22 protein-coding genes and 1 rRNA gene are annotated in these 22,656 nt (G+C 74.2%); 11 read left to right on the forward strand and 12 right to left on the reverse strand.

What is annotated here, in order from left to right; all coding sequences use genetic code 11:
- The first annotated feature begins 186 nt into the window (after positions 1–186).
- Positions 187–303: ribosomal RNA gene (gene rrf / locus BLW04_RS21290) — 5S ribosomal RNA — on the forward strand.
- A gap of 927 nt (positions 304–1,230) precedes the next feature.
- On the opposite strand, the gene BLW04_RS27725 is transcribed toward rrf, so the two are convergent.
- Positions 1,231–1,386 carry a hypothetical protein gene (locus BLW04_RS27725; RefSeq protein WP_217631167.1) on the reverse strand — a complete coding sequence of 52 codons (156 nt, stop codon included), beginning with the start codon at positions 1,384–1,386 and terminating at the stop codon, positions 1,231–1,233.
- 56 nt (positions 1,387–1,442) lie between these two features.
- Here BLW04_RS27725 and BLW04_RS28785 point away from each other — a divergent pair, with 56 nt between their 5' ends.
- Both BLW04_RS28785 and BLW04_RS28790 read left to right on the forward strand, forming a co-directional pair.
- A complete protein-coding gene (locus BLW04_RS28785; protein ID WP_254781853.1) occupies positions 1,443–2,039 on the forward strand; it encodes a hypothetical protein in 597 nt (198 codons plus the stop codon).
- Positions 2,040–2,112: 73 nt separating this feature from the next.
- Positions 2,113–2,538, forward strand: a complete 426-nt coding sequence (locus BLW04_RS28790; RefSeq protein WP_254781854.1) for a hypothetical protein — start codon at positions 2,113–2,115, stop codon at positions 2,536–2,538.
- Positions 2,539–2,665: 127 nt separating this feature from the next.
- Here the strand turns inward: BLW04_RS28790 and pucD are convergent, their stop codons facing one another.
- The 3 genes from pucD to BLW04_RS21315 are packed head-to-tail and all read right to left on the reverse strand — an operon-like array spanning position 2,666 to position 6,409.
- Positions 2,666–5,041, reverse strand: coding sequence for a xanthine dehydrogenase subunit D (gene pucD / locus BLW04_RS21305; protein WP_175484191.1), 2,376 nt, complete (start codon positions 5,039–5,041; stop codon positions 2,666–2,668).
- Positions 5,038–5,526 (reverse strand): (2Fe-2S)-binding protein, encoded by a 489-nt coding sequence (locus BLW04_RS21310; RefSeq protein ID WP_091547162.1) that lies wholly within the window; start codon positions 5,524–5,526, stop codon positions 5,038–5,040. Before BLW04_RS21310 ends, pucD begins: the two co-directional genes overlap by 4 nt.
- A 1-nt stretch (position 5,527) precedes the next feature.
- Complete coding sequence (locus BLW04_RS21315; protein WP_091547164.1) at positions 5,528–6,409, reverse strand: FAD binding domain-containing protein; 882 nt, start codon at positions 6,407–6,409, stop codon at positions 5,528–5,530.
- A 167-nt stretch (positions 6,410–6,576) separates the two neighbouring features.
- Here BLW04_RS21315 and BLW04_RS21320 point away from each other — a divergent pair, with 167 nt between their 5' ends.
- Both BLW04_RS21320 and BLW04_RS21325 read left to right on the forward strand, forming a co-directional pair.
- Positions 6,577–7,464: a maleate cis-trans isomerase family protein gene (locus BLW04_RS21320; protein ID WP_254781855.1), complete on the forward strand. Its 888-nt coding sequence runs from the start codon at positions 6,577–6,579 to the stop codon at positions 7,462–7,464.
- Positions 7,465–7,535: 71 nt separating this feature from the next.
- Positions 7,536–8,909, forward strand: a complete 1,374-nt coding sequence (locus BLW04_RS21325) for an 8-oxoguanine deaminase (RefSeq protein WP_091547166.1) — start codon at positions 7,536–7,538, stop codon at positions 8,907–8,909.
- Positions 8,910–8,979: 70 nt separating this feature from the next.
- On the opposite strand, the gene egtE is transcribed toward BLW04_RS21325, so the two are convergent.
- From egtE to egtA, 5 genes are all read right to left on the reverse strand, one after another.
- On the reverse strand, positions 8,980–10,122 hold the full coding sequence (egtE, locus tag BLW04_RS21330; protein ID WP_091547167.1) for an ergothioneine biosynthesis PLP-dependent enzyme EgtE: 1,143 nt from the start codon (positions 10,120–10,122) through the stop codon (positions 8,980–8,982).
- Positions 10,123–10,190: 68 nt separating this feature from the next.
- On the reverse strand, positions 10,191–11,162 hold the full coding sequence (gene egtD / locus BLW04_RS21335) for an L-histidine N(alpha)-methyltransferase (protein WP_091547169.1): 972 nt from the start codon (positions 11,160–11,162) through the stop codon (positions 10,191–10,193).
- The gene (gene egtC, locus BLW04_RS21340; protein WP_091547171.1) at positions 11,159–11,863 is read right to left on the reverse strand and encodes an ergothioneine biosynthesis protein EgtC; all 705 of its coding nucleotides are present in this window, start codon (positions 11,861–11,863) and stop codon (positions 11,159–11,161) included. The genes egtD and egtC overlap by 4 nt, the downstream gene beginning before the upstream one ends.
- Entirely contained in the window at positions 11,863–13,140 is a 1,278-nt protein-coding gene (egtB, locus tag BLW04_RS21345) for an ergothioneine biosynthesis protein EgtB (protein ID WP_254781856.1), read from the reverse strand. The genes egtC and egtB overlap by 1 nt, the downstream gene beginning before the upstream one ends.
- A 71-nt stretch (positions 13,141–13,211) precedes the next feature.
- Positions 13,212–14,504, reverse strand: coding sequence for an ergothioneine biosynthesis glutamate--cysteine ligase EgtA (gene egtA, locus BLW04_RS21350; RefSeq protein WP_091547174.1), 1,293 nt, complete (start codon positions 14,502–14,504; stop codon positions 13,212–13,214).
- 260 nt (positions 14,505–14,764) lie between these two features.
- On the opposite strand from egtA, the gene BLW04_RS21355 reads away from it, so the two are divergent.
- The 5 genes from BLW04_RS21355 to BLW04_RS21375 all read left to right on the forward strand — a co-directional run bounded on the left by BLW04_RS21355 (position 14,765) and on the right by BLW04_RS21375 (position 19,210).
- Positions 14,765–15,721: a sensor histidine kinase gene (locus tag BLW04_RS21355; RefSeq protein WP_091547176.1), complete on the forward strand. Its 957-nt coding sequence runs from the start codon at positions 14,765–14,767 to the stop codon at positions 15,719–15,721.
- A gap of 4 nt (positions 15,722–15,725) precedes the next feature.
- Positions 15,726–16,214, forward strand: a complete 489-nt coding sequence (locus BLW04_RS21360; RefSeq protein ID WP_091547178.1) for a DUF309 domain-containing protein — start codon at positions 15,726–15,728, stop codon at positions 16,212–16,214.
- A 20-nt stretch (positions 16,215–16,234) separates the two neighbouring features.
- Positions 16,235–16,675, forward strand: a complete 441-nt coding sequence (locus tag BLW04_RS27020; RefSeq protein WP_175484192.1) for an SRPBCC domain-containing protein — start codon at positions 16,235–16,237, stop codon at positions 16,673–16,675.
- 72 nt (positions 16,676–16,747) lie between these two features.
- Complete coding sequence (locus BLW04_RS21370; protein WP_091547184.1) at positions 16,748–18,223, forward strand: NAD-dependent malic enzyme; 1,476 nt, start codon at positions 16,748–16,750, stop codon at positions 18,221–18,223.
- Positions 18,224–18,337: 114 nt separating this feature from the next.
- Positions 18,338–19,210 carry an Fpg/Nei family DNA glycosylase gene (locus BLW04_RS21375; RefSeq protein ID WP_091547187.1) on the forward strand — a complete coding sequence of 291 codons (873 nt, stop codon included), beginning with the start codon at positions 18,338–18,340 and terminating at the stop codon, positions 19,208–19,210.
- A 39-nt stretch (positions 19,211–19,249) separates the two neighbouring features.
- Here BLW04_RS21375 and BLW04_RS28795 read toward each other — a convergent pair whose 3' ends face one another.
- Complete coding sequence (locus tag BLW04_RS28795) at positions 19,250–20,191, reverse strand: hypothetical protein (protein ID WP_254781857.1); 942 nt, start codon at positions 20,189–20,191, stop codon at positions 19,250–19,252.
- 91 nt (positions 20,192–20,282) lie between these two features.
- Here BLW04_RS28795 and BLW04_RS21385 point away from each other — a divergent pair, with 91 nt between their 5' ends.
- Positions 20,283–21,008: an HAD family hydrolase gene (locus tag BLW04_RS21385; RefSeq protein ID WP_091547197.1), complete on the forward strand. Its 726-nt coding sequence runs from the start codon at positions 20,283–20,285 to the stop codon at positions 21,006–21,008.
- Between the two features lie 5 nt (positions 21,009–21,013).
- Here BLW04_RS21385 and BLW04_RS21390 read toward each other — a convergent pair whose 3' ends face one another.
- Together BLW04_RS21390 and BLW04_RS21395 are read right to left on the reverse strand one after the other, a co-directional pair.
- Entirely contained in the window at positions 21,014–22,204 is a 1,191-nt protein-coding gene (locus BLW04_RS21390; protein ID WP_254781858.1) for an MBL fold metallo-hydrolase, read from the reverse strand.
- 159 nt (positions 22,205–22,363) lie between these two features.
- Positions 22,364–22,656 (reverse strand): transposase (locus BLW04_RS21395; RefSeq protein ID WP_139306953.1); only part of this gene is annotated, 293 nt, incomplete at its 5' end.

Here is a 22,656-nt window from a genome sequence, read left to right on the forward strand (position 1 = left end):
GGCGTGAGTCGTGGAGCTGACCGGTACTAATAGGCCGAGGGCTTGACCACACACTTCTTCATCGATGTGTTGTCTTATGAGTGTTGTCTCGCGTCCACTGTGCGGTTCTGAAGGTGCGGAACCCTGGTTCCAGGCCCGACTTCGGCGTTTCTGCGGCCGGAGGCCGGGTCTCAATCTTCACAGTGTTACGGCGGTCATGGCGAAAGGGAAACGCCCGGTCTCATTCCGAACCCGGAAGCTAAGCCTTTCAGCGCCGATGGTACTGCCCGGGGGACCGGGTGGGAGAGTAGGACGCCGCCGGACATCCTTCACGAAACGGGGTCACAGCATCAGCTGTGGCCCCGTTTCGCATGTCCAGACACCGGAGCCGAAGCACGGGACGGATTGCCGCTTTCAGCGCCGAAAGCGAGGACCGACGCCTCGCTGTCGGCGCTGAGCGCGGACTGGGCTGCTGGTCCCCCCGGAGGCGGCCCGGTTCCGTCAGTACGGCAATGTCCGGTGCGAGGGCTCACGATGGGGCTTCGAAACGTCCGCGCCGTCCGGGGCAGCCGAACGGTCACCGGTCGGCGTCCGGACTCCGTCGACGAACCGCGCCGTCTTCTGAAGGCCGACCGCGGTGCTGCTGTCCACTTACAAGCAGGAGCGCCACGTGCGCGACACGATCACCCGGCCGACATGCCTGTACGGCGCCCCGGCTCCGGAGGAGGCCCGGTGAGTTCGCTCGTCGTCCGCGCCCGGCGGGTGGTGCTGCCCACGGGTGAGCAGCCGGCCGCCGGGCACGTCACCGACGGGGTGGTCGCCGCGGTCACCGGCTACGAGCCGTCAGCGACCACTCGCCGTGTCTGCCTGCGCTCAAGCGGCTGGACGTCGGGGACTTCGGGCTGGCCTGGGGCGGCATCGCGGGGCTCCAGGTGGCACTGCCTGCGGTGTGGACCGGTGCGCGTGGGTTCGGGTTGACCGACGTCGTCCGGTGGATGTCCGCGGCGCCCGCCCGGGTGGCCGGGCTGCCGGCCAGTGGTGGCATCGTGGTGGGCTGGGACGCCGACCTGGTGGCGTTCGCTCCCGACGAGGAATGGGCGGGTGGGCGCCCTGCACCACCGCCACCCGGTGACGCCCTACGCCGGTGGCGAACTGACCGGCGTCGTGCGGCGGTCGTGCCTGCGAGGGCAGGTCGTGGAGCCGGACGGCGCCCCGCTCGGCCGGCTGCTCGACCGGGGAGCGCCTGACGGCCTACTTCTGCCGCTCTTCCTCGGCTGCCCGGTCCAAGATCTTCGGGTCCTCGTCGACCCCACCGGCCGGATCGGCGTTGCCGAGCGCGGTCTCCGCGGGCAACTGTTCGACGTGCTGCTTGGCGCGGGCCTGGCGGTCGTCGTCGGGGCTGGTCATGGTGCCTCCCAAGGAGTGTCGGATGTTGTCCGCCTCCCCTACCCGGTCGTGCCAGAGTGACCCGCGAACTCCCCGACCCGATCTGGAGACCGATAGTCGACCCCCGGCAGCTCCCCGACCTCGCCGGCAGGTCCCTCGGCGGCGCCGTGGTCGCCGCCAACGACGAGTTCTTCGCCGCCCGGAAGAACCTGGTGCTGCCGCACCCGGCCGTCGCGCGAACCGGGTTCGGGCACAAGGGCAAGGAGTACGACGGCTGGGAGACCGGGCGGCGGCGCAGCCCCGGGCACGACTGGGCGATCGTCCGGCTGGGTATGGCGGGGATCGTGGCCGGCGTCGTCGTCGACACGGCATTCTTCACCGGCAATTACCCACCGCGGGCCTCCCTCGAGGACGCCGCCGTCGAGGGGCACCCATCGGTCGACGAACTGACCCGGGCGACGTGGGAGCCGCTGCTACCCCTGTCGGATCTGGCCGGGGACACCGCCAACACCTTCTCCGTCGACTCCGACCGGCGGGTCACCCACGTGCGGCTGACCATCCACCCGGACGGCGGGGTGCCCGGCTGCGGGTGCACGGCACCGTCGTCCCGGATCCCCGACTGGTCGACGCCGGCCCGTTCGACCTGGCCGCGCTGGAGAACGGCGGGCGGGTGACCGGGGTCAGCAACGCCTTCTACGGCAGCCCGCACCAGCTGGTCGCCTGGCCTGGCCTGGCCTGGCCCGGTCGATGGGCGAGGGCTGGGAGAACGCCCGCCGCCGCGGGGAGGGCAACGACTGGGTGGACGTAGCGCTGGCCTGCGAGGGCGTGGTCACCCTGGCCGAGTTGGACACCTCGCGCTTCCTTGGCAACGCGCCGGCTGCGACGTCGCTGACCGGCCGCACCGGCGACGGCGGTGGGGTCGAGCTGCTCCCCGCGCACGCGGTTGTAGCCCGACCCCCGGCACCGGTTCGTGCTCCCCGACCCCGGGTGTGCGCAGCGTGCGGATGGACGTCTTCCCCGACGGGGGCATGGCCCGGCTGCGGCTGTGGGGGCGCCCCACGCCCGCAGGCCGCGCCGAGCTGGGACGGCGCTGGTTCGCCGCGCTGCCCGACGTCCAGGCGCTGGAGGTGCTCGGCTCGCTGGGCGTCGACGCGGCGGAGGCGGGCCGGCTGATCGGTGCCCGCCCGCTGACCGGCGAGCTGCCGCCCCCGTCGCCGCCCTGCTCGACGGTTGAAGGACCCCGTCCTCCCCCACCCTTCGCGAGCTCAGGGCGGGGCCCGGGACGGGGCCGGGGGCGGGGCTACAGGCCGGTGAGGTGCTCCGGCCGCACCGGGACGCGGGTCAGCGGCAGGCCGGTGGCGGCGCGGATCGCGGCGAGCACCGCCGGGCCGGAAGAGATGTTGGGCGCCTCCCCGACCCCGCGCAGGCCGTACGGGGCGTGCGGATCGGCGTACTCCAGCACCTCGATCCGCATGGGCGGCATGTCCAGGATGGTGGGGATCAGGTAGTCGGTGAACGACGGGTTCCGGACCTTGCCGTCCTTGAGCAGGATCTCCTCCATCACGGCCAGCCCGAGACCCTGCGCCGTCCCACCCTGGATCTGCCCGAGAACCGCCTGCGGGTTGATCGCTTTGCCGACGTCCTGGGTGCAGGCCATCTCGACCACCTTGACCAGCCCCAGCTCGGTGTCGACGTCGACGACGGCCCGGTGCGCGGAGAAGGCGTACTGCACGTGCGCGAAGCCCTGGCCGGTCTCCGGATCGATCGCCTCGGTGGGGCGGTGGTGCCACTCCACGGTCTCCTCGAGCGCCTCGTCGCCGAGCACGTCGACCAGGGGGACGGCGATGTCCTCGGCGTCGGACACCACGGCGCCACCGGCGAGGCGCAGGTCAGGAACGGTCCGTCCGACCAGCCGCTCGGCACGGGCGAGTACCTGCGCGCGCACCTTCTCGCACGCTGCCTTGACCGCCCCGCCGGTGACGTAGGTCTGCCGGGAGGCCGACGTGGACCCGGCCGAGCCCACGGCGGTGTCCTTGGGGTGCACCGTGACCTGCTTGACCCCGAGCTCGGTGCGGGCGATCTGCTGCTCGACGGTCACCAGTCCCTGGCCCACCTCGGCCGCCGCGGTGTGCACGGTCGCGCTGGCCTCCCCGCCGACGACCTCCAGCCGCACCCGGGCGGTCGAGTAGTCGTCGTAGCCCTCGGAGAAGGCGACGTTCTTGTATGCCACCGCGTACCCCACCCCGCGCCGGACGCCCTCGCCGTGCGTGGTGTTGGAGACCCCGCCAGGCATGTCGCGCAGGTCGACCTCGCCGTCGTCCACCCGGGTGGGCATCGGCATGGCCTCCAGCCGGCGCAGCAGCTCGGCGACCGGTGCCGGGCTGTCGATGACCTGGCCGGTCGGGGTGGGCGACCCCTCCTCCATCGCGTTGCGGCAGCGCAGCTCCACCGGGTCCATGCCCAGCTCGGCCGCCAGCGCGTCCATCTGCGACTCGTAGCCGAAGGCCGTCTGCACCGACCCGAAACCGCGCATGGCGCCGCACGGTGGGTTGTTGGTGTAGGCGCCGTAGCAGTCGACGTGCACGTTCGGCACCACGTAGGGGCCGATGCCCATGGTCCCGCCGTTGCCCACGACGGCCGGGGTGCTGGAGGCGTAGGCGCCGCCGTCGAAGTAGATGGACGCCTTGACGTAGATCAGTTGCCCGTCGTGGGTCGCCCCGTGCTCGTAGCGCATGGTGGCCGGGTGGCGGTGGACGTGGCCGAAGAAGGACTCCTCGCGGTTGTAGGACATCTTCACCGGCTTGCCGGTGTGCAACGCGAGCAGGCAGGCGTGCACGTGCATCGACAGGTCCTCGCGGCCACCGAACGCACCGCCGACGCCGGCCAGGGTCAGGCGCACCTTCGCGGGGGGCAGCGCGAGGGCGGAGCAGATCTGCCGCTGGTCAACGTGCAACCACTGGGTGGCGACGTAGAGCTCGACACCGCCGTCCTCGGCGGGGACGGCGAGGCCGGACTCCGGGCCCAGGAAGGCCTGATCCTGCATGCCGACCTCGTACTCGCCGACCACGACCACGTCGGCGGTGGGCGCGGGGTCGCCCGTGCGGATCTTAAGGTGCCGCACCAGGTTTCCCTGTGGGTGCAGGTGGGCGTTCTCCCGGCTCAGCTCGGTGACCTCGGCGGCGGAGTCGTGCACCTGGTTCCACGTGGGGTGCCCCAGCGCCGCACGCGCGTCGGTGATCGGCTCCCAGACCTCGTAGTCGACGTGAATCCTCGAGGCGGCCAGCCGCGCGGTCTCCGGATGGTCGGCGGCGACCAGCGCCACCGGCTCGCCCTGGTGACGGACGACGTCCAGAGCCAGCACCGGCTGGTCGGCGAGCTCCAGCCCGTAGACCTTCTCGCCCGGCACGTCGTCGGCGGTGAGGACGGCGCGGACCCCGGGGGTGGCCAGCGCCGCACCGATGTCGATCGAGCGGATGCGGGCGTAGGGGTGCGGGCTGCGCACGGTGACCCCCCAGAGCATGTCCTCCATCCACAGGTCGCTGCCGTAGGCGAACTCGCCGCGGACCTTGAGGACGCCGTCGGGGCGCTGGGCGTCGTCGCCGACCCCGCCGCGGCCCGGGCCGGTCAGGTGCTCCGGCGCCCCGGTCGGGGTCCGGGTCGGGGTCGGGGTGCTCATCGGTGCCCTCCGGTGCCGGACTGCGCCAGCCGGTCCGCGGCCAGCCGGACGGCGTCCAGGATCTTCTCGTAGCCGGTGCACCGGCACAGGTTCCCCGCCAGGGCCTCACGGGTCTCGGCGTCGCTGGGCCGGCCGGAACGCTGGAGCAGGTCCCGGGTGGACACCAGGAGCCCCGGCGTGCAGAAGCCGCACTGGACGGCGCCGGCGTCGAGGAAGGCCTGCTGCACCGGGTCGAGCGCCCCGCCGTCGGCCATCCCCTCGACGGTCTCGACCTGCCGCGCCTCGGCCTGCCCGGCGGCGACCAGGCACGCGCAGACCGGCAGCCCGTCCAGGAGGACGGTGCAGGACCCGCACTCGCCCTGCTCGCACGCGTTCTTCGACCCGGGCAGACCCATCCGCTCACGCAGGACGTACAAGAGGCTCTCGCCCTCCCAGACGTCGTCCACCTGCTGCTGGGTGCCGTTCACGGTGCAGATCAGACGCACGTCAGACCTCCTTCCCGGTGTCAGTGCGGTAGTCCGCCCACGCCCAGGTGAGCGCGCGGCACGCCATGACCGACAGCGCATGGAGGCGGTAGCGGGCGCTGCCGCGGACGTCGTCGATGGGTGAGGCGGCGTCGGCAACGAGCTCGCCGAACCGGCCGGCCGTGGCTGCGGGCAGCTCGGCGCGGGACTCCCACAGCCCGGTGCCGGTCAGCTCGTCGGCCAGGAACTGCTCGGCGGCCGGGGCGCGGCGCGGTGTCGGCGCCGCCGAGCCGATCCCGGTCCCGACGGCGCGGCGGTCGGGGTGCAACGCCAGGCCGAACGCCGCGACGGAGATGACCATCGCGTTGCGGGTGCCGATCTTGCTGTACTGCTGGGGACCGCTCGGCGGGACGACCAGGACGGCGGTGATCAGCTCGTCAGCGTCCATCGCGTTCCGCTTGACTCCGGTATAGAAGTCGGGGACCGGGATCCGGCGGCTGCCCCGGACCGACGCCACCTCGACCTGGGCGTCGGCGGCCAGCAGCGCCGGATGCGCATCGCCGGCCGGCGAGGCGGTGGCCAGGTTGCCGCCGACCGTGCCGCGGTTGCGGATCTGTGGGGAGCCGATGGTGCGGGAGGCCATCGCCAGGCCGGGCAGCTGGGTGCCGAGCTCGGCGATGACCCGGGCGTAGCTGACGCCGGCTCCCAGCCGGACCGCGCCGTCCTCGATGCTCCACTCCTGCAGGTCCTCGACCCGGGTGAGGTCCATGAGCAGCGACGGGCGGAGGTGACCGAAGTTGATGCCCACCATGACGTCGGTGCCCCCGGCCACCGCCACGGCGTCGGGATGGGCGGCCTTCGCCTCCAGCGCCTCGGCCCACGTCGTGGGCTGCAGGAAGTCCATGGTCGCTCCTCGTCGGTGGTCACCGGGAGAGCCCGGCGGACGGTCACCGTAGCCGCGTTCTGTTCCCGACGGCGATGAGTCGGGTGCTGGAGGTCCTGCCCGAGCCGCGCGACCGCCTGTCCCCGGGTGGTCAGCGACGCCGTCGGCGCCGACCATGGAGCGGGAACGTGCACGCCGGGGACACCGGCGCACATCTCGCCCCCGCGACGGGGGACCGATTCGACGAGGAGTTGGTACTGATGAGCATGGACACGACGACAGCGGTCGAGGCCGCGACCTGCGAGGACCCCCCGGCGCCCAAGGCGGCCGGCTCGTCCCGGGTCGGGCTGATCGTGCCGAGTTCCAACACCACGATGGAGACCGAACTGCCGGAGCTGTTCCGCCGGCAGAGCGACGCCACCGGGCACCGCTACACGTTCCACTCGGCTCGCGCGGGGATGAAGCAGGTCAACGCCGACGAGCTCGCCGCGATGGTCGGCAAGGCCGCCGAGTGCGCCACCGCGGTCTCCGACGCCGACGTGGACGTGATCGCCTACGCCTGCCTGGTCGCCGTCATGGCGCAGGGCCCGGGTGCGCACAAGGAGTCCGAGCAGGTGATCGCCGAGGCGGCGCGCGCGAACGGGCACCCCGCCGAGGTGGTGAGCAGCGCCGGTGCGCTGGTGCGCACCCTGCAGGCGATCGGCGCCCACCGGGTGGCCATCGTGACCCCCTACATGGCGCCGCTGACCCAGCTGGTGCGCGAGTACATCGAGGCCGAGGGCGTCGAGGTCGTGGACGCGGTGGCTCTGGAGGTCCCCGACAACCTGGCCGTGGGCCGGCTGGACCCGGAAGGGCTGCTGGAGATCGCCCGCGGTCTGCGCCGGGAGGGTGCCGAGGCGATCGTGCTCTCCGCCTGCGTGCAGATGCCGTCGCTGGCCGCAGTCCAGCGGGTCGAGGACGAGCTGGGGCTGCCGGTGGTGACCGCGGCGACGGCGACGGTCTTCGAGGTGCTCCGCGCGCTGGGCCACACGCCCGCCATCCCCGGCGCCGGCCGGTTGCTGGCCGGCGCGTTCTGATCCCCGCTGGGTCCGGCCGGCCGGACCCACCGGACGCACGACCGTTCCAGCCGGTCGGCAGGATGCACCAGATGCAGACCGCTGACCTGCTGGTGCACGACGCCGAGCTGATCGCCACCGTCGACGACGGCCGCCGGGAGGTCGCCGGGGGATGGGTGGCGGTCACCGACGGCGTGGTCAGCGCGCTCGGCGGCCCCGGCGTCCCCCAGCCCGAGGCACTGCGCCGCGTCGACGCCCGGGGCTGCCTGGTCACCCCCGGCCTGGTGAACACCCACCACCACCTGTACCAGAACCTGACCCGCGCCTACGCCCCCGCGCTGACCGGTGGGCTGTTCGACTGGCTGGTCACGCTGTATCCGCTGTGGGCCCGGCTGGACGAGGAGGCTGCCTCCGTGAGCGCCTTCGTCGGGCTCACCGAACTCGCGCTGTCGGGCTGCACCACCAGCACCGACCACCTCTACGTGCACCCGCGCGGTGCCGGGGACCTGATCAGCGCCGAGGTGGCCGCCGCCCGCGAGCTGGGCATGCGGTTCCACCCCACCCGCGGCTCGATGTCGCTGTCCGTCAAGGACGGCGGCCTGCCGCCGGACTCCGTCGTCCAGGACGACGACGAGATCCTGGCCGAGTCGCAGCGCCTGGTGGAGGCGTACCACGACCGCTCGGCCACGGCGCTGACCCGGATCGCGCTGGCTCCCTGCTCGCCGTTCAGCGTCTCGACGTCGCTGATGCGCCGGACGGCCGAGCTGGCCGAGAGCCTCGACGTCCGGCTGCACACGCACCTGGCCGAGACGGCTGACGAGGACGCCTTCTGCCTGGAGACCTTCGGCCGCCGGCCGGTCGACTACCTGGCCGACGTCGGCTGGATGAGCGACCGGGTCTGGCTGGCGCACGTGGTGTGGCCCGACGCCGGGGAGGTGGCCCGGCTGGGCGCCGCGCGGGTCGGGGCCGCGCACTGCCCGTCGTCGAACATGATCCTGGGCAGCGGGCTGGCCCCGGTCGCCGAGCTGCGGGCCGCCGGCGCTCCGGTCGGCCTGGGGGTCGACGGCTCGGCGTCGGCGGACTCCGCGTCGCTGTGGCTGGAAGCCCGCATCGCGATGCTGCAGGGCAAGCTGCGGCAGGGCGCCGCCGCGATGTCCGCCCGGGACGCGCTGGAGATGGCCACCCGGGGCGGGGCGGAGTGCCTGGGGCGGACCGGGGAGATCGGTCAGCTGTCCGTCGGCGCCTGCGGTGACCTGGCCGTCTGGTCGCTGGAGGGCGTGCGGTTCGCCGGGGCGCTGTCCGACCCGGTCGAGGCGTGGCTGCGCTGCGGCCCGGTGGCGGCGCGGCACACCGTGGTCGGCGGCCGGTTCGTCGTCGAGGACGGCGTCCCCGTGCACCCCGGGCTGGACGAGCAGCTCGCCGTCCACCGGCGGGTGTCGGCGCGCATGCAGGCAGCGCTGGCCTGACGAGGCATAAGAAGCTATCCACCCACTATTTCGTCGGAAACCGGGTGTAGAGCTTCCTATGCCTGGGGGGTCAGGACACGAGGGCGACGGCGAGGGCGTCGAGCTCCTCCACCGTGGCGTCCACGTGCGGCGACACCCGCAGCACCGGCCCGTTGAGCTCGGAGCGCGCTCGCTCCTCGCCGATCCCGGTGACCACGATCCCGGCGGTCTCCCGCAGCCGGCGCACGGTCGCCGGGACGTCGACGTCCGCCGGTGGGCGCATGGTGGTGATCGCCGTCGGCTCGTCCAGCGGCTCGGCCGCCGACCACCCGCCGCGCCCGTCCAGCCGCTCGCGAGTGGCCCGACCCAATGCCGCGAGCCGCTCGCGCACCCGGTGCGGGCCGGCGGCCAGGTGCTCGCCGACCGCGACGACCAGACCGACCCGGCCGGCCACGTGCGCGTCGTGCGACTCGTACCAGCGGGCGTGGTCGACGTCCGGGCCGCCGTTGTCGTACAGTGCCGGGCCGACCACCGGGGTCAGTCGGGCGGTGACCGCCGGTCGCATCGCCAGGAAGCCCACGCCGCGCGGGCCGGCCAGCCACTTGCGGGAGGTGCCGTACACGGCGTCGGCACCCAGGTCGCAGTCAACGTGGCCCAGCGCCTGCGCCACGTCGAGCACCAGTGGGACGCCGGCGGCCCGGCAGAGCGCGGCCAGTTCCCGGCCGGGCTGGACGACGCCCCGGTGGCTGGCCACCAGGGTCACGTGCACCAGCGTGGGCGGGGAGTCGCGCAGCACTCGTTCGGCGGCGGCCAGGTCAACCCGGCCGTCGCCGTCGGCGGGCAGCACGACCGGCACGAGTCCGGCGTCGGCGAGGACGGCGAGGTTGTGCCAGTACTCCCCGGGCAGCACCGCGACCGTGCTGCCGGGCGCCAGCCGCCACCGGGAGAACAGCGTGCGCACCGACGCCGAGGCGCTCTCGGTGAAGGCGAGGTCGGCGGCGGCCAGCCCGACCAGCCCCGACAGCACCGAGCGGCCCTGCTGCAGCAGCCGCTCGGCGGCCACCTCGGCCACGTAGCCGCCGATCTCTGCCTCGTGCCGGGCGTGCCGGGCCACGCTGTCCAGCACGGCGGTGCTCTGGCGGCTGCAGGCTGCGGTGTCCAGGTGGATGCCGGCGGCGCGGGGCCGGGCGTTCCGCCAGGTGGCCGCGAGGTCGTCGTGCGGGAGGGTCGTCACAGCGCCCAACGGTAGGCAACGGGGACCTGAGCCCGAAAAGGCCCGGGGCTTGAGCCCGAAGAAGCCCGTCAGGGGGTGGGAGTGGACAGGGACAGCGCGAAGTCGCCCGCCTCGTCGGTCCACCAGTGCGTCAGCCGCAGCCCCGCTGCGGCCAGCTCCGACTCGACGCCGGCTCGGCGGAACTTCGTCGACACCTCGGTGCGCAGGTCCTCGCCCTCGGCGAACCGCACCTCCAGGTCCAGGGCGGGCACGTGCACGACCTGCGCCCGCCGGGAACGCAGCCGCATCTCGATCCACTCGTGCTCGGCGTTCCACAGCGCGACGTGGGCGAAGGCGTCCGGGTCGAAGTCCGCGCCGAGCTCGCGGTCGAGCACCGCCAGCACGTTCCGGTTGAAGGCCGCGGTGACCCCGGCGGCGTCGTCGTAGGCACGGACCAGGCGGTCGGCGTCCTTGACCAGGTCGGTGCCCAGCAGGAAGGAGTCGCCGGGGGCGAGCGTGCCGGCGAGGCCGGCCAGGAACTCGGCCCGCGCGCCCGGCTCCAGGTTGCCGATCGTGGAGCCGAGGAACGCGACCAGCCGGCGGCCGCCCCGGGGCAGCTCGTCCAGGTGGGTGGTGAAGTCGGCGACCACTGCGTCGACGGCGATGTCCGGGTGTTCGGCGGTGATCGCCGTCCCGGCCGCCCGCAGCACCGAGGGGTCGACGTCCACCGGCACGAACCGGCGCAGCGTGCCGGCCCCGGTCAGCGCCGCAAGCAGCAGCCGGGTCTTCTCCGACGTCCCGCTGCCCAGCTCCACCAGCGTGTCGGCGGCTGAGGCGGCCGCGATGTCGCCGGCGTGCGCCGCCAGCAGCGCCCGCTCGGTGCGCGTCGGGTAGTACTCCGGCAGGCGGGTGATCTCGTCGAACAGCTCGCTGCCCCGCTCGTCGTAGAACCACCGGGGCGGCAGGCTCTTGGGCGTCGCGGTCAGCCCGGCGAGCGCGTCGGCGCGCAGGGCGGCGCCGGCGTCTACCGGGCCGAGGTGGTCGGTGAGCGTGAGGGTCACGAAGGCTCCAGTGGTGTCAAGGGTGTGCAGGTCACGCCGTCGGGGGTTACCTCGACGAGGGTTCGGTCGGGGACGTCGGACCAGCGCGGGTCGTCGTCCCATGGCTCGCTGGCCAGCGCCGTCCCCTCGTCGGTGACCAGCACCGAGAGCGTGTCGCCCCAGGTGGTGGCCAGCAGGCGGGTGCCGTCGGCGGCGAGCAGGTTGAGCCGGGCATCGGGGTCGGCGGCGGCCACCTCGGTCACGGTCGCGCCCAGCGCGGCCAGCCCGCGGGCGAAGACCAGGCTGGCCAGCAGCGCGCTGTCCACCGTCGACTCGGCGTCCCGCGCCGCCGGCAGTACCGACCGGTCCACCCGGCCGTTGTGCGACAGCAGCCAGCGGCCGTCGGTGAACGGGGCGGCGGCGCTCTCCTCCAGCGGCATGCCGACGGTGGCGGACCGGACGGCGGCGATCACGCACCCGGCCGAGACCACCGGGGCGACCGAGGCGAACGACGCCGACCCCCACAGCGGCTGCGCCGTCCGCCAGCGGGCCGGCTCCGTCCGGCCGGCAGCCCAGAAGCCGACCCCCCAGCCGTCGGCGTTGACCGTGCCGTGCCGCTGCCGGCGGGGCGCATAGGACTGCACCAGCAGCGAGGACGGCGGCTCCAGCACGAGCGAGGCCAGCGACCGGGGCTGCCCGAGCCAGGCCAGGTGTCGGCACATCAGGCGTCGAACGCCAGTCGGACGCCGCTGAACACCTGGCGGCGCACCGGGTGGTCCCAGTTGCGGAAGCTCGGCCGCAGGATCGAGGCCCCCACCGCCCACGACCCGCCTCGCAGCACCCGGTAGTCGCCGTCGAAGAACGGTGCGGAGTAATCGGCGTACAGCATCGGGGCGAACCCCGGCCACGGCCGGAACGACGAGGACGTCCACTCCCACACGTCGCCCATCAGCTGTTCCACGCCGTAGGCAGAGGCGCCGGCCGGATAGGCGCCCACCGGCGCCGGCCGCAGCGCGTGCCCGCCCAGGTTCGCCAGTTCCGGGGCCGGGTCGGCCGCGCCCCATGGGAAGCGGCGCCGTTGCCCGGTGGCCGGGTCCCAGGCGGCCGCCTTCTCCCACTCGACCTCGGTGGGCAGGCGGCCTCCTGCCCAGGCCGCGTACGCCTCGGCCTCGAAGGCGGTCACGTGCTGCACCGGCTCGTCGGCCGGCAGCTGCTCGACGAGGCCGAACCGGGTCCGGGTGCCGTCGGGGCCCCAGAACTGTGGCCGGGTCAGCTCGGCCTCCCGCCGGTGCTGCCAGCCGCGCTCGGACCACCAGCGGGGTTCGTCGTATCCCCCGTCATCGATGAAGGCGGCGAACTCGGCGTTCGTGACCGGCACCCGCCCGATCCGGAATGCCGGGACGTCGACGGTGTGCGCGGGGCGCTCGTTGTCCAGCGAGAACGGCTCGTCGATCCCGTCGACGCCGAGGGTGAACTCCCCGCCCGGCACCAGCACCGTCGTCCCGGCCAGCTCCGGCCGACCGGTGGGCAGGGGCATGCCGGGGCCCAGCAGCGCCGGGCCGGTGCGCAGCTGGAGGGTCTGCAGCATCGTCTCGTCGTGCTGCTGCTCGTGGCTGACCACCATGGCGACGTCGAACGGGTCGTCGTCCGGGCCGAACCGGTCCAGCCGGTCGAGCACCCGGCCGCGCACCTCGGCGCAGAAGGCCCGGGCCTCCACCGGCGGAAGGAGCGGCAATCGGTCCCGCGCCGCCCGTGGATGGGTGAACGCGTCGTAGAGCGATTCGACGTCCGGCGGCAGGAGCCCGGTGCACCGGGCGTCCCCGCCGCGCAGCAGCCACAGGTCCTCCTGCTGGCCGATGTGCGCGAGGTCCCAGACCAGCGGGCTCATCAAGGGGGAGTGCTGGCGCAGCAGCTCCGGCTGGTCGTGGCCGGTCAGTAGCAGGGTGCGGTCGCGGGCGGTGGACAGGTCGTGGGCCAGCTGGGCCCTCAGGTCGGGCACGGCTCCTCCTCGCTGACGCTCGTCGGCGCCGCCCGACGGCGCTGTGTCTTCAGATGACCTCGCGAGCTCGGTCATGTGTCCTCCTCGGGGTCGTGGGTGGCGGCGTGCAGGGCGCCGGCGGCGCCGCTCCGTCGGGCGGTGTGCAGCAGCTCGTCGCCGGGGCTGGCCCCCCGGCCGACCAGTTCGGCCAGGGCGGTGACCTCCCGCGCCAGGCCGGCCGGGGCGTGCCGCACGGCCGCCGCGAGACACGCGGTCGCGGCCGTGCGCAGTGCCGGGTCGGCCAGTCCGGCGCGGGCGGCCCGGTCCCAGGCGCCGGCCACCGGCCCGGTGGCGGCCGCGGCGGCGTCGGCCGCGGCCGGGACGTCGAGCAGCGTCGCCGTCACCGCGGCCAGCGCCGGCCACCACGGCTCGGGCGCGGCGTCGAGGTAGCGGATCTCCAGGAACCCGCGCAGCCGTACCGGGGGGAACAGTGTGGTCAGGTGGTAGTCGAGGTCGGCGACCGTGGGGCGCCGACCGCCCGGGCCGCCCCCGGTGACCCAGTCGGCGAAGGACGTGCGGCCGCGGACCGGTGCGAAGCCCCCGGACCGGTCGCGGACCAGCATCACCGGTGCGGCCAGCGCGTACTCGGCCCACTCGGCGGCCGGCGCGTCCCGGCCCAGCAGCGGACCGCAGCGTGACTGGTCCAGCTCGCCCCACACGTGCTGCCGGCTGGACCGCCGGCCTGTCTCGCGGCCGGCCAGCAGCGGCGAGCAGGCCGAGACCGCCACCAGCACCGGTCCGAGGGCGTGCGCCAGCGCCACCCGCTCCGCCCAGCCGGACGCCGGCCCAGCCTCCAGGTTGACCTGCAGGGACGCCGTCGAGGTCATCATCGCCGCGCCCGCCGGCAGGCAGCCGACGGCGGCGAAGTGCTGCTCCATCGCGGCGTAGCGCGGCCCCGGGCTCACCCGGTGGGCCGGCCGGCACGGGTCGGTCCCCACCGGCGCCAGCCCGAGCCCCGCTGCCCGCAGCGCGGCACGGACAACGCGGGTGTCGGCCCGCAATGCGGCCACCGCGGCGGTCACGTCGGCCTGCGGCGGGCCGGAGAGCTCCACCTGGCCGCCGGGCTCCAGGGTGACCCGGCTGCTCCCGGGCAGCGGGGGCAGGGCGGCGACCGCGGCGGTCACCCGGTCCCAGGGCACCCGCACCTCCGGCGCGCCCAGGTCGACCAGGTGCGACTCGAGCTCGAGCCCCACCGGACCGGGCGGCGCCGGCCGCAGCGCCGTCGCGGCGACGTGCGCCCGGGCGGCGTCCAGGTCGAGCGGGACGTCGTCCCGATCGACGTCGTCGAGTGGGACGGGATCGGAGATCCTCGCCGTTGCGGCCATCGGCCACCCCCTCCAGGTCCGGACCGGTCGAGGTCGACCGCGGGTCGGTGCGGGGGCGGCACGCGCCGTGGGCGGGGCCGTCCTCACCCTCCATCCTCCACGAAACCCGGTCGCGAGCAACCTGTCCCCGGGCGTTGCCCGCGGGAGACGCCCTCACCCGGTCGGGGAGGTCGAGGCCTAGGACGTGGAACGCCGGGTAGGGAGCGAGCGGACATCTGCCGCTCAGGCAGCCCGAACGGCACGGACGGGAGCTCGCGCGCATGGACGGGGCAACGGGGTCCGGCGGGCACCGCGCACTGATCGCGGACACGGACGCCGACCTCGTCACCGGGGTGGAGGCGTTCGTTCGCGCAGGCCTCGCCGCGGGTCAGCCGGTCGTAGTCGCGTGCACCGAGGAGACTGCGGCGCTGCTGCGAGCAGCGCTGCGGGACTACCCGAAAACCCAGTGGGCCGAGTGGTCGGACGTGTTCGGCAGCGGCGCGGCCGCCGCGGTCACCGCCGTCCGGCGGCTCGCCGAACGGCATCGCACCCCCGGATCCCCGCTGGTGCGGGTGGTCCTCGAGCCGTTCGCCGGCCCCGACCCGGATACCTGGCGGGAGTGGCAGCGCTACGAGGCCGTGCTGGACCACGAGGTCGCCGACGAGCTGGTGCTGACGCTGTGCGTCACCGACACCCGGCGGGTGCCGCAGCCGCTGGTCGGTGCCGCGCGGGCCACCCACCCGGTGCTGGTCATGGAGGTCGGGGAGCGTTCGAACCCCGACCACATGGAGCCGGAGGACTTCCTGGAGTCGCTGCCGGTGCCCGCCGAGCCGTTGGAGGACACCGAACCGCTGCTGCAGGCCGACGCCGTCCGGGACCTGCGGGGGTTGCGGCGTGAGCTGGCCGAGCGGGCCGCCGACGCCACGGTCGCCCCGGGCTCGCAACCGGCGCTGGAGGACTTCCTGCTCGCCGTGGACGAGATGACCACCAACGCGCTGCGGCATGGCCGGCCCCCGGTCAACCTGCGGCTGTGGGCCAGCCCGGAGCGGCTGGTCTGCACGATCACCGACCGCGGCGCCGGGTTCGAGGACCCGTTCATCGGCTACGGCCCTGCCCACGGCGACGACCTCTCGCTGGGCGGCATGGGGCTGTGGCTGGCCCGTCAGCTGTGCGACCACGTCGACATCACGCCGGACGGCACCGGGGTGCAGGTCCGGTTGACCACCGTTCTGGAGTGAACCGGTGAACCCGCCCCGGGACCGGGACGCCGAGGGGCGGGCACGCAACGGCCGGCCCCGCGACGCCCTCGGCCGGCCGCTGCCGCACGGTGCGGTCGGCGAGCCGCGCGCGCCGGAGGGCGTCGTCCGGACGCCGGCGGAGACGCTGGCCGAGGCGCAGGAGCTGCTGGACGCCGGCCGCCCGTTCCACGCCCACGAGGTACTCGAGGACGCGTGGAAGACCGGACCGGAGTCCCAGCGGGACCTGTGGCGGGCGCTGGCCCAGCTGGCCGTCGGGCTCACCCACGCCGCCCGCGGCAACCGGGTCGGCGCGGTCACCCTGCTCGACCGCGGCGCCCGGTCACTGGGCGCGGCGACCGGCGAGGCCGCCCGGCTCGGGGTGGACGACGCCGCGTTGGCCGGCTGGGCGGCCCGGCTGTCGGCCGCCGCCGGCACCGGCGCCACGCTGGACCTCGACCCGCCACAGTTGCGCCGCCCTTCCCCGGGACAGTGACCAGCGGCAGACTCGCGTGGGTGAAGACCTTCGAGGCAGCGATCCGGATCGACACCGGCGCCGAGCAGGTGTGGCAGGTACTGGTGGACGCCGGCAGTTGGCGGGACTGGGACTCCGGCGTGGACCGGGTCGACGGCGTGGTCGCACTCGGTCGGGAGCTCGTCGTCCTGCCGACCGTCTCGCACGGCGACCGCACCCGCTGGACGGTTACCGAGATCCGCCCCGCCGAGGCGATGCGCTGGCAGCGGGGCCTGCCGCTGGGCTCGTTCACCGCCGAACGGACGTTCCGGCTGGACCCGCAGGCCGACGGCAGCACGGAGTTCGTCGTCCGCGAGCAGGGGAGCGGGCCGCTGACCGCGCTGGCTCTGCGCTCGGTCCCGGACCTCAACCCCTCCTTCCGGCAGTTCGCCGCCGGTCTCAAGGCGCGGGCGGAGCAACGGGCGACGCAACTGTCCGATTAGACGTCCCACGATGCGGAACAATCCCGCCGCTCAGTGGAAAACGGGCGTCGCCGGTGCCAGGATGGGACCACCATGAGCACCGACATCCAGCAGAGCAGCACCGCGGCGGTCCCGGTCCGCGGTCCGGTCACCTCGGCGTCCTACTCGATCACCGTGCGGCTCTCTGCCGACGGCGACCCCTCGAGCATCGGGCGCATCGCCACCGCCGTAGGCAGCGCCGGCGGCGCGGTCACCGCCATCGACGTCGTCGAGTCCCGACCCGACGGGCTGACCGTCGACGTCACCTGCTCGGCCGCCGACGCCCCGCACTCCGAGGAGGTCGTGGCCGCCCTCGACTCGGTCGAGAACGTGCACGTCCGCAAGGTCAGCGACCGCACGTTTCTGCTGCACCTGGGCGGCAAGATCGAGGTCGGCTCCAAGGTCCCGCTGAAGACCCGGGACGACCTGTCCATGGCCTACACCCCCGGCGTGGCCAGGGTCTGCGTGGCGCTGGCCGAGCATCCCGAGGACGTCCGACGGCTCACCATCAAGGGCAACACGGTCGCCGTGGTCACCGACGGGTCCGCGGTGCTGGGCCTGGGTGACATCGGCCCGGGCGCCTCCATGCCGGTGATGGAGGGCAAGGCGGCGCTGTTCAAGCGGTTCGCCGACATCGACGCCTGGCCGATCGCGCTGGACACCCAGGACGTCGACGAGATCGTCCGCACCGTCGAGCTGATCGCCCCCGGCTTCGGCGGCATCAACCTGGAGGACATCTCCGCCCCGCGGTGCTTCGAGATCGAGGCCCGGCTGCGCGAGAAGCTGGACATCCCGGTCTTCCACGACGACCAGCACGGGACGGCGATCGTCGTGCTGGCCGCGCTGCGCAACGCGTTGCGGGTGGTGGACAAGGTGATCGAGGACGTGCGCATCGCCGTCGCCGGCGGGGGCGCGGCCGGCACGGCGATCGTCTCGCTGCTGCTGGAGGCCGGTGCCCGCAACGTGCTGGTCTGGGACCGGGAGGGCATCCTCTCCCCGGACGACGACCGGCTGTCCCCGGCGAAGCTGGACCTGGCCCGGCGCACCAACCCCGGCTGCGTGCGCGGCGGCCTGCCCGACGCCCTGGTCGGCGCGGACGTGTTCATCGGCGTCAGCGCGGCCAACGTGATCCCGGTCGAGGCGCTGGCCGGGATGGCGGAGCGGGCGGTGGTCTTCCCGATGGCCAACCCGACCCCGGACGTCGACCCGGTGCGCGCCCGGCAGTACGCAGCCGTGGTGGCCTCCGGCCGGTCGGACCTGCCCAACCAGATCAACAACGTGCTGGCCTTCCCCGGCGTCTTCCGGGGGCTGCTGGACGCCCGGGCCAAGGAGATCCGCCCGGGGATGCTGCTGGCCGCCGCGGACGCGCTCGCTGCGATCGTGCGCGACGACCAGCTCAACGCCAACTACATCATCCCCAGCGTCTTCGACCCGGCCGTGTCGACGGCGGTCGCTGCGGCGGTGGAGGAGTCGGCGCGGGCCGAGCCGGGCGCGACCGTGCAGCTCGACGAGGACGCCGACCTCACCTGAGAAAGGACCCCGTCCCCCCACCCCTCGCAGGCCCGGGGCGAGCCTCCGGACGGGGCCGCCCCGATCGGGTGACCTGACCCGCGCAGTGGCCGCTGCAGCGGGGATGATCGGCGCGTGCCCGAGTTGCCCGAGGTGGAGGCGCTGGCCGCGTTCCTCCAGGAGAACGCCGTCGGCCGAGTCGTGACGCGGGTCGACCTGACATCGGTCCAGGCGATCAAGACCTTCGACCCGCCGCTGTCGGCGCTCGGCGGGCTGACGCTCACCGGGGCCTCCCGGATCGGCAAGTTCCTCGACCTTGACGTCTCCGGCCTGCACCTGGTCGTGCACCTGGCCCGGGCGGGCTGGCTGCACTGGCGCACGGCCCTGCCGCCGGCACCGCCGAAGCCGGGCAAGGGCCCGCTGGCGCTGCGGGTGCACCTGAGCCCGGCCGAGGACGACACCCCGCCGGACGGCTTCGACCTCACCGAGCAAGGGACGCGCAAGGGCCTGGCGGTCTACGTCGTCCGGACGACGGCCGACGTCCCCGGCATCGCCCGGCTCGGCCCGGACGCGCTGAGCGTGGACCGTGACCAGTTCGCGGCGCTGCTGGCCGGCCGACACGGCCAACTCAAGGGCGCGCTCACGGACCAGACGTTGACCGCCGGCATCGGCAACGCCTACTCCGACGAGATCCTGCACACCGCGAAGCTGTCGCCGTTCAAGTCGGCGGACAAGCTCACCGACGACGAACTGGTCCGTCTCTACGACGCGATGCGGACCACGCTGACCGACGCCCTGGCGCGGCAGGTGGGCCAGCGGGGGGCCACGCTCAAGGGGGAGAAGCGCTCCGGCTTGCAGGTGCACGCCCGCACCGGCCTGCCCTGCCCGGTCTGCGGCGACACCGTGCGCGAGGTCAGCTTCGCCGACACCTCGCTGCAGTACTGCCCGACCTGTCAGACCGGTGGGAAGCCGCTGGCCGACCGGCGGATGTCCAAGCTGTTGCGTTAGTGGAGCGGGAGGGCGCGGAAAACGCGCCCGTCCCACCACTCAGGCCGCGTACCCGACCCTGTCCACCTTGCGGTGGTAGCGGGCGCCCAGCAGACCGCCCAGGACGGCGGCCAGCAGCGTCACGAGCAGCACGGCGACCAGCGCGATGATCCCGGCGGTCGTCGCGGTGCCCTCGTCGATCGGGATGCGCGGCAGGTCGAGTGAGGACAGCACGTTGTACTGCGCGCCGAACACCAGGCCGGCCAGCGCCAGCAGCAGGACGACGACCAGGCCGATCACCCAGACGGCGACCCCCTGCTTCACGCCGTCGAAGCGCGCCATCCGCCCGGCCACGTACCCGCCGGCCAGGTAGGCCAGGAACAGCAGCACCAGCAGCGTGATGCCCCCGCCGATGCCGATCGTGGTCGCCTGGGCGGCCGCCTCGTCGGCGGTGTCCAGGCCCGAGGTCAGCCCGAAGACCACCCCGGCCGCGGACAGCGCCGCGATCAGCAGCACCGCTACCCCGTTGGCCGACAGCCATCCGAAGAAGGCCGAGCCCCAGGAGATGCCGCCGAAGCGTTCCTTCTGGGCGGCCACGACCTGGGTGCGCGTCGCCGGGGCCAGCTCCGAGTCCGCCGGGGAGGCGATCGGTGCGGCGGCGACCGGGGTGGTCACGGTCGGCGCCGGTGTCGGTGCCGGTGTCGTCGGCGTGCGGTCGACGGTGGGAACTGTGCGATCGGCTGCCGAGGTGCCCTCGCCCGGACGATCCCCCGTGCTCGGGGTGTGGATGTCCCCGGTCCGGATGTCGGTGATCTGGGCGTCCGGCGCTGCGCTGGCGGCGGGCACGGTGGGCGCCCCGGCGCCGGCCACGGTCGGCGTGCGGTCGGCGGCGTCCGGCGCGGCGTGTGCGCCGGCGACCGTGCTGCCGTGCGCGTCGCCCGCGGGCGCGGGGATGGCGCGGGTGTCGTCGTCGGGCTCGTCGTCTCGGCGGTGGCCGGGCATGGGGTCCTCCTGGTCGACCCACGGACTGGATCGTCGGCACCGGGATGCCCACCCCGCGCATGATCAACCCTCGTGCGTCACCATGGGTGACATGGCCTGGGTGACCTTCGACCTGTTCAGCGCGCTGATCGACGCCCGCAGCGGGGGGGCGGCGGCGTTCGGCGCGATCGCTGCCGGTCACGGTTGGGACGTCGCGGGCACCGACCTCTACGACGACTGGGACGCCCGGAACAAGGCCAGCCAGAAGGACACCCCGGACGACGACGGCGCCCCGTGGGTGCCCTTCGCCGAGCACTGCTGGCGGGCGCTGGCCGCCAGCTACGCCGCCCGTGGTCTGGACGCCGACGCCGCGACCGTGGCCGCTGACACCGCGGCGCTACTGGGCTCGCTGCCGGACTGGCCGCTGTGGCCCGACGTCGCGACTGCCCTCCCGGTGATCGCCCGCCAGCACCGGGTCGGGGTGCTGTCCAACGTCGACGACGACCTGTTCGCCCGGACGCGCGTCGCCGCCCTGGTCGCCGGGCTGTCCGACCCGGACGCCGTTCTCACCAGCGAGCGGCTGCGCGCCTACAAGCCGCACCCGCGGCTGTACCGGCGGGCGGCCGACGCCGGGGTCGACGTGCACGTCCCGGCGTCGGCCCGGGACACCCGCGGTGCGCTGGAGGCCGGGCTGGTCGTGGTCCGGGTGCGACGGCCGGGGCATCGGGTGGACCCCGCCGGCCCGCAGCCCCAGCACGAGGTTGCCGACCTGACGGAGCTCACCGACGTCCTGGCCCCACTCGGCTGGGGGACCGCCGGGAACCCGCCGCGGGCCTGACGGGATCACCCCTGCGGGCTGACCTGCCCCGGCAGCGTGGCGGGCTCGCCCGCTGGGAGGTCGTCGGCGGACCCCACGGCCGACCACCAGTCGGTCAGCGCCGGCGGGGCCAGCACGTCGACCCGCTCGCCGGGCCGGGGGACGACGAGCCGTACCCCGCCGCGGATGGCGCCGGCGGCCAGCCGCTGCACAGGCTCGGCCCAGCGGTGGAAGGCCAGGTTGAACGTGGCCCAGTGCACTGGCACGAGCACGTCGCCGCCGAGGTCGCCGTGCGCGCGCAGCGCCTCCTCGGGATCCATGTGGATGGCCTTCCACGCCTCGTTGTAGGCCCCGATCGGCAGTAGCGTGAGGTTGAAGGGACCCAGCCGGGCGCCGATCCCGGCGAACGCCGGGGTGTAGCCGGTGTCGCCGCCGAAGTAGACCCGGTGGCGGGGACCGGAGATCGCCCAGGACGACCACAGCGTGGTGTCCCGGGCGAGGGAGCGGCCGGAGAAGTGCCGGGCCTCGGTGCAGGTCAAGGTCAGCTCGGTGACGGTGGTCGCGTCGTCCCAGCCCAGCTCCACGATGCGGTCCTCGGGCACGCCCCACCCACGCAGGTGCACACCGACGCCCACCGGGACGACGAACGGCGCCGTCGAGCTGCGCACCAGCGCGCGGACCGTGGACAGGTCGAGGTGGTCGTAGTGGTCGTGGCTGATCAGCACCGCGTCGATCTGCGGCAGGTCGGCGATCGGCACCGGCGCCTCGTGCAGCCGCTTGGGGCCCAGCAGCGGGGACGGCGAGACCCGCTCGCCCCAGACCGGGTCGACCAGCACCCGCCGGCCGTCGACCTCCAGCAGCGCGCTGGAATGGCCGAACCAGGTGACGGCCAGCTCGGCGGCCTGCTCGGGCAGCTCCGGGCGGACCACCGGCACCGGGCCGGCCGGCAGACCCTTGCGCCGGTCCTCGTGCATCTGCCGGAGCAGGCCCTTGCGCGCGCTGGTCGGCGGGATGGCCGGGCCGGGCAGGGTGTTGTGAAACTTGCCCTCGCTGAACAGCGGCGAGCCGGCGACCGTGGGCCGCAGCTTCCGGCGGCTTGCGCCCAGCGCGGCGGGCAGCCCCCAGGCGGCACGCGTCACCCAGGCCACGGGGCCGGCGAGCGCGGCGACGGTCAGGGCGGTGGTGAGCGCGGCGCTGCGGCGGGAAGCGGAGGACACGTCCTCCAGCATCCCCCGTCGGCCCTGGTGCTCGCCTCCCACGCCTCATGCCGCTCGACCAGGGCGGGCAACCGACGACGTGGTGATCTCGTAGGGGTGTCCCGCCGAAGCCGGTGCTCTGAGTCCACACGCGACTCAGAGAGCGTCTTCAAACTGAGTTCACCAGTCGCCCGTCCGAGCGAGGCGACGGGACATCGTCATGATCATCGGGATGTGGATCATGGCTTCGTGGTGGGCTGGGAGCGTCTCGTAGTCCCGGACGCAGCGGCGGTGCTTGCTGATCCAGGCGAAGGTGCGTTCGACGACCCAGCGGCGCGGTACCACGTGGAAGCCGGTGAGGTCATCGGTCCGCTGGACGACCTGCACGGTCATCGACAGCACGGTCTTCGCCCAGGTCACCAGCCGTCCGGCGGAGCCGCCATCGGCCCACACCAGGCTGATCGTGTGAAATC

Origin of the sequence: Modestobacter sp. DSM 44400, assembly GCF_900107175.1 — a bacterium.
GTDB lineage: Bacteria > Actinomycetota > Actinomycetes > Mycobacteriales > Geodermatophilaceae > Modestobacter.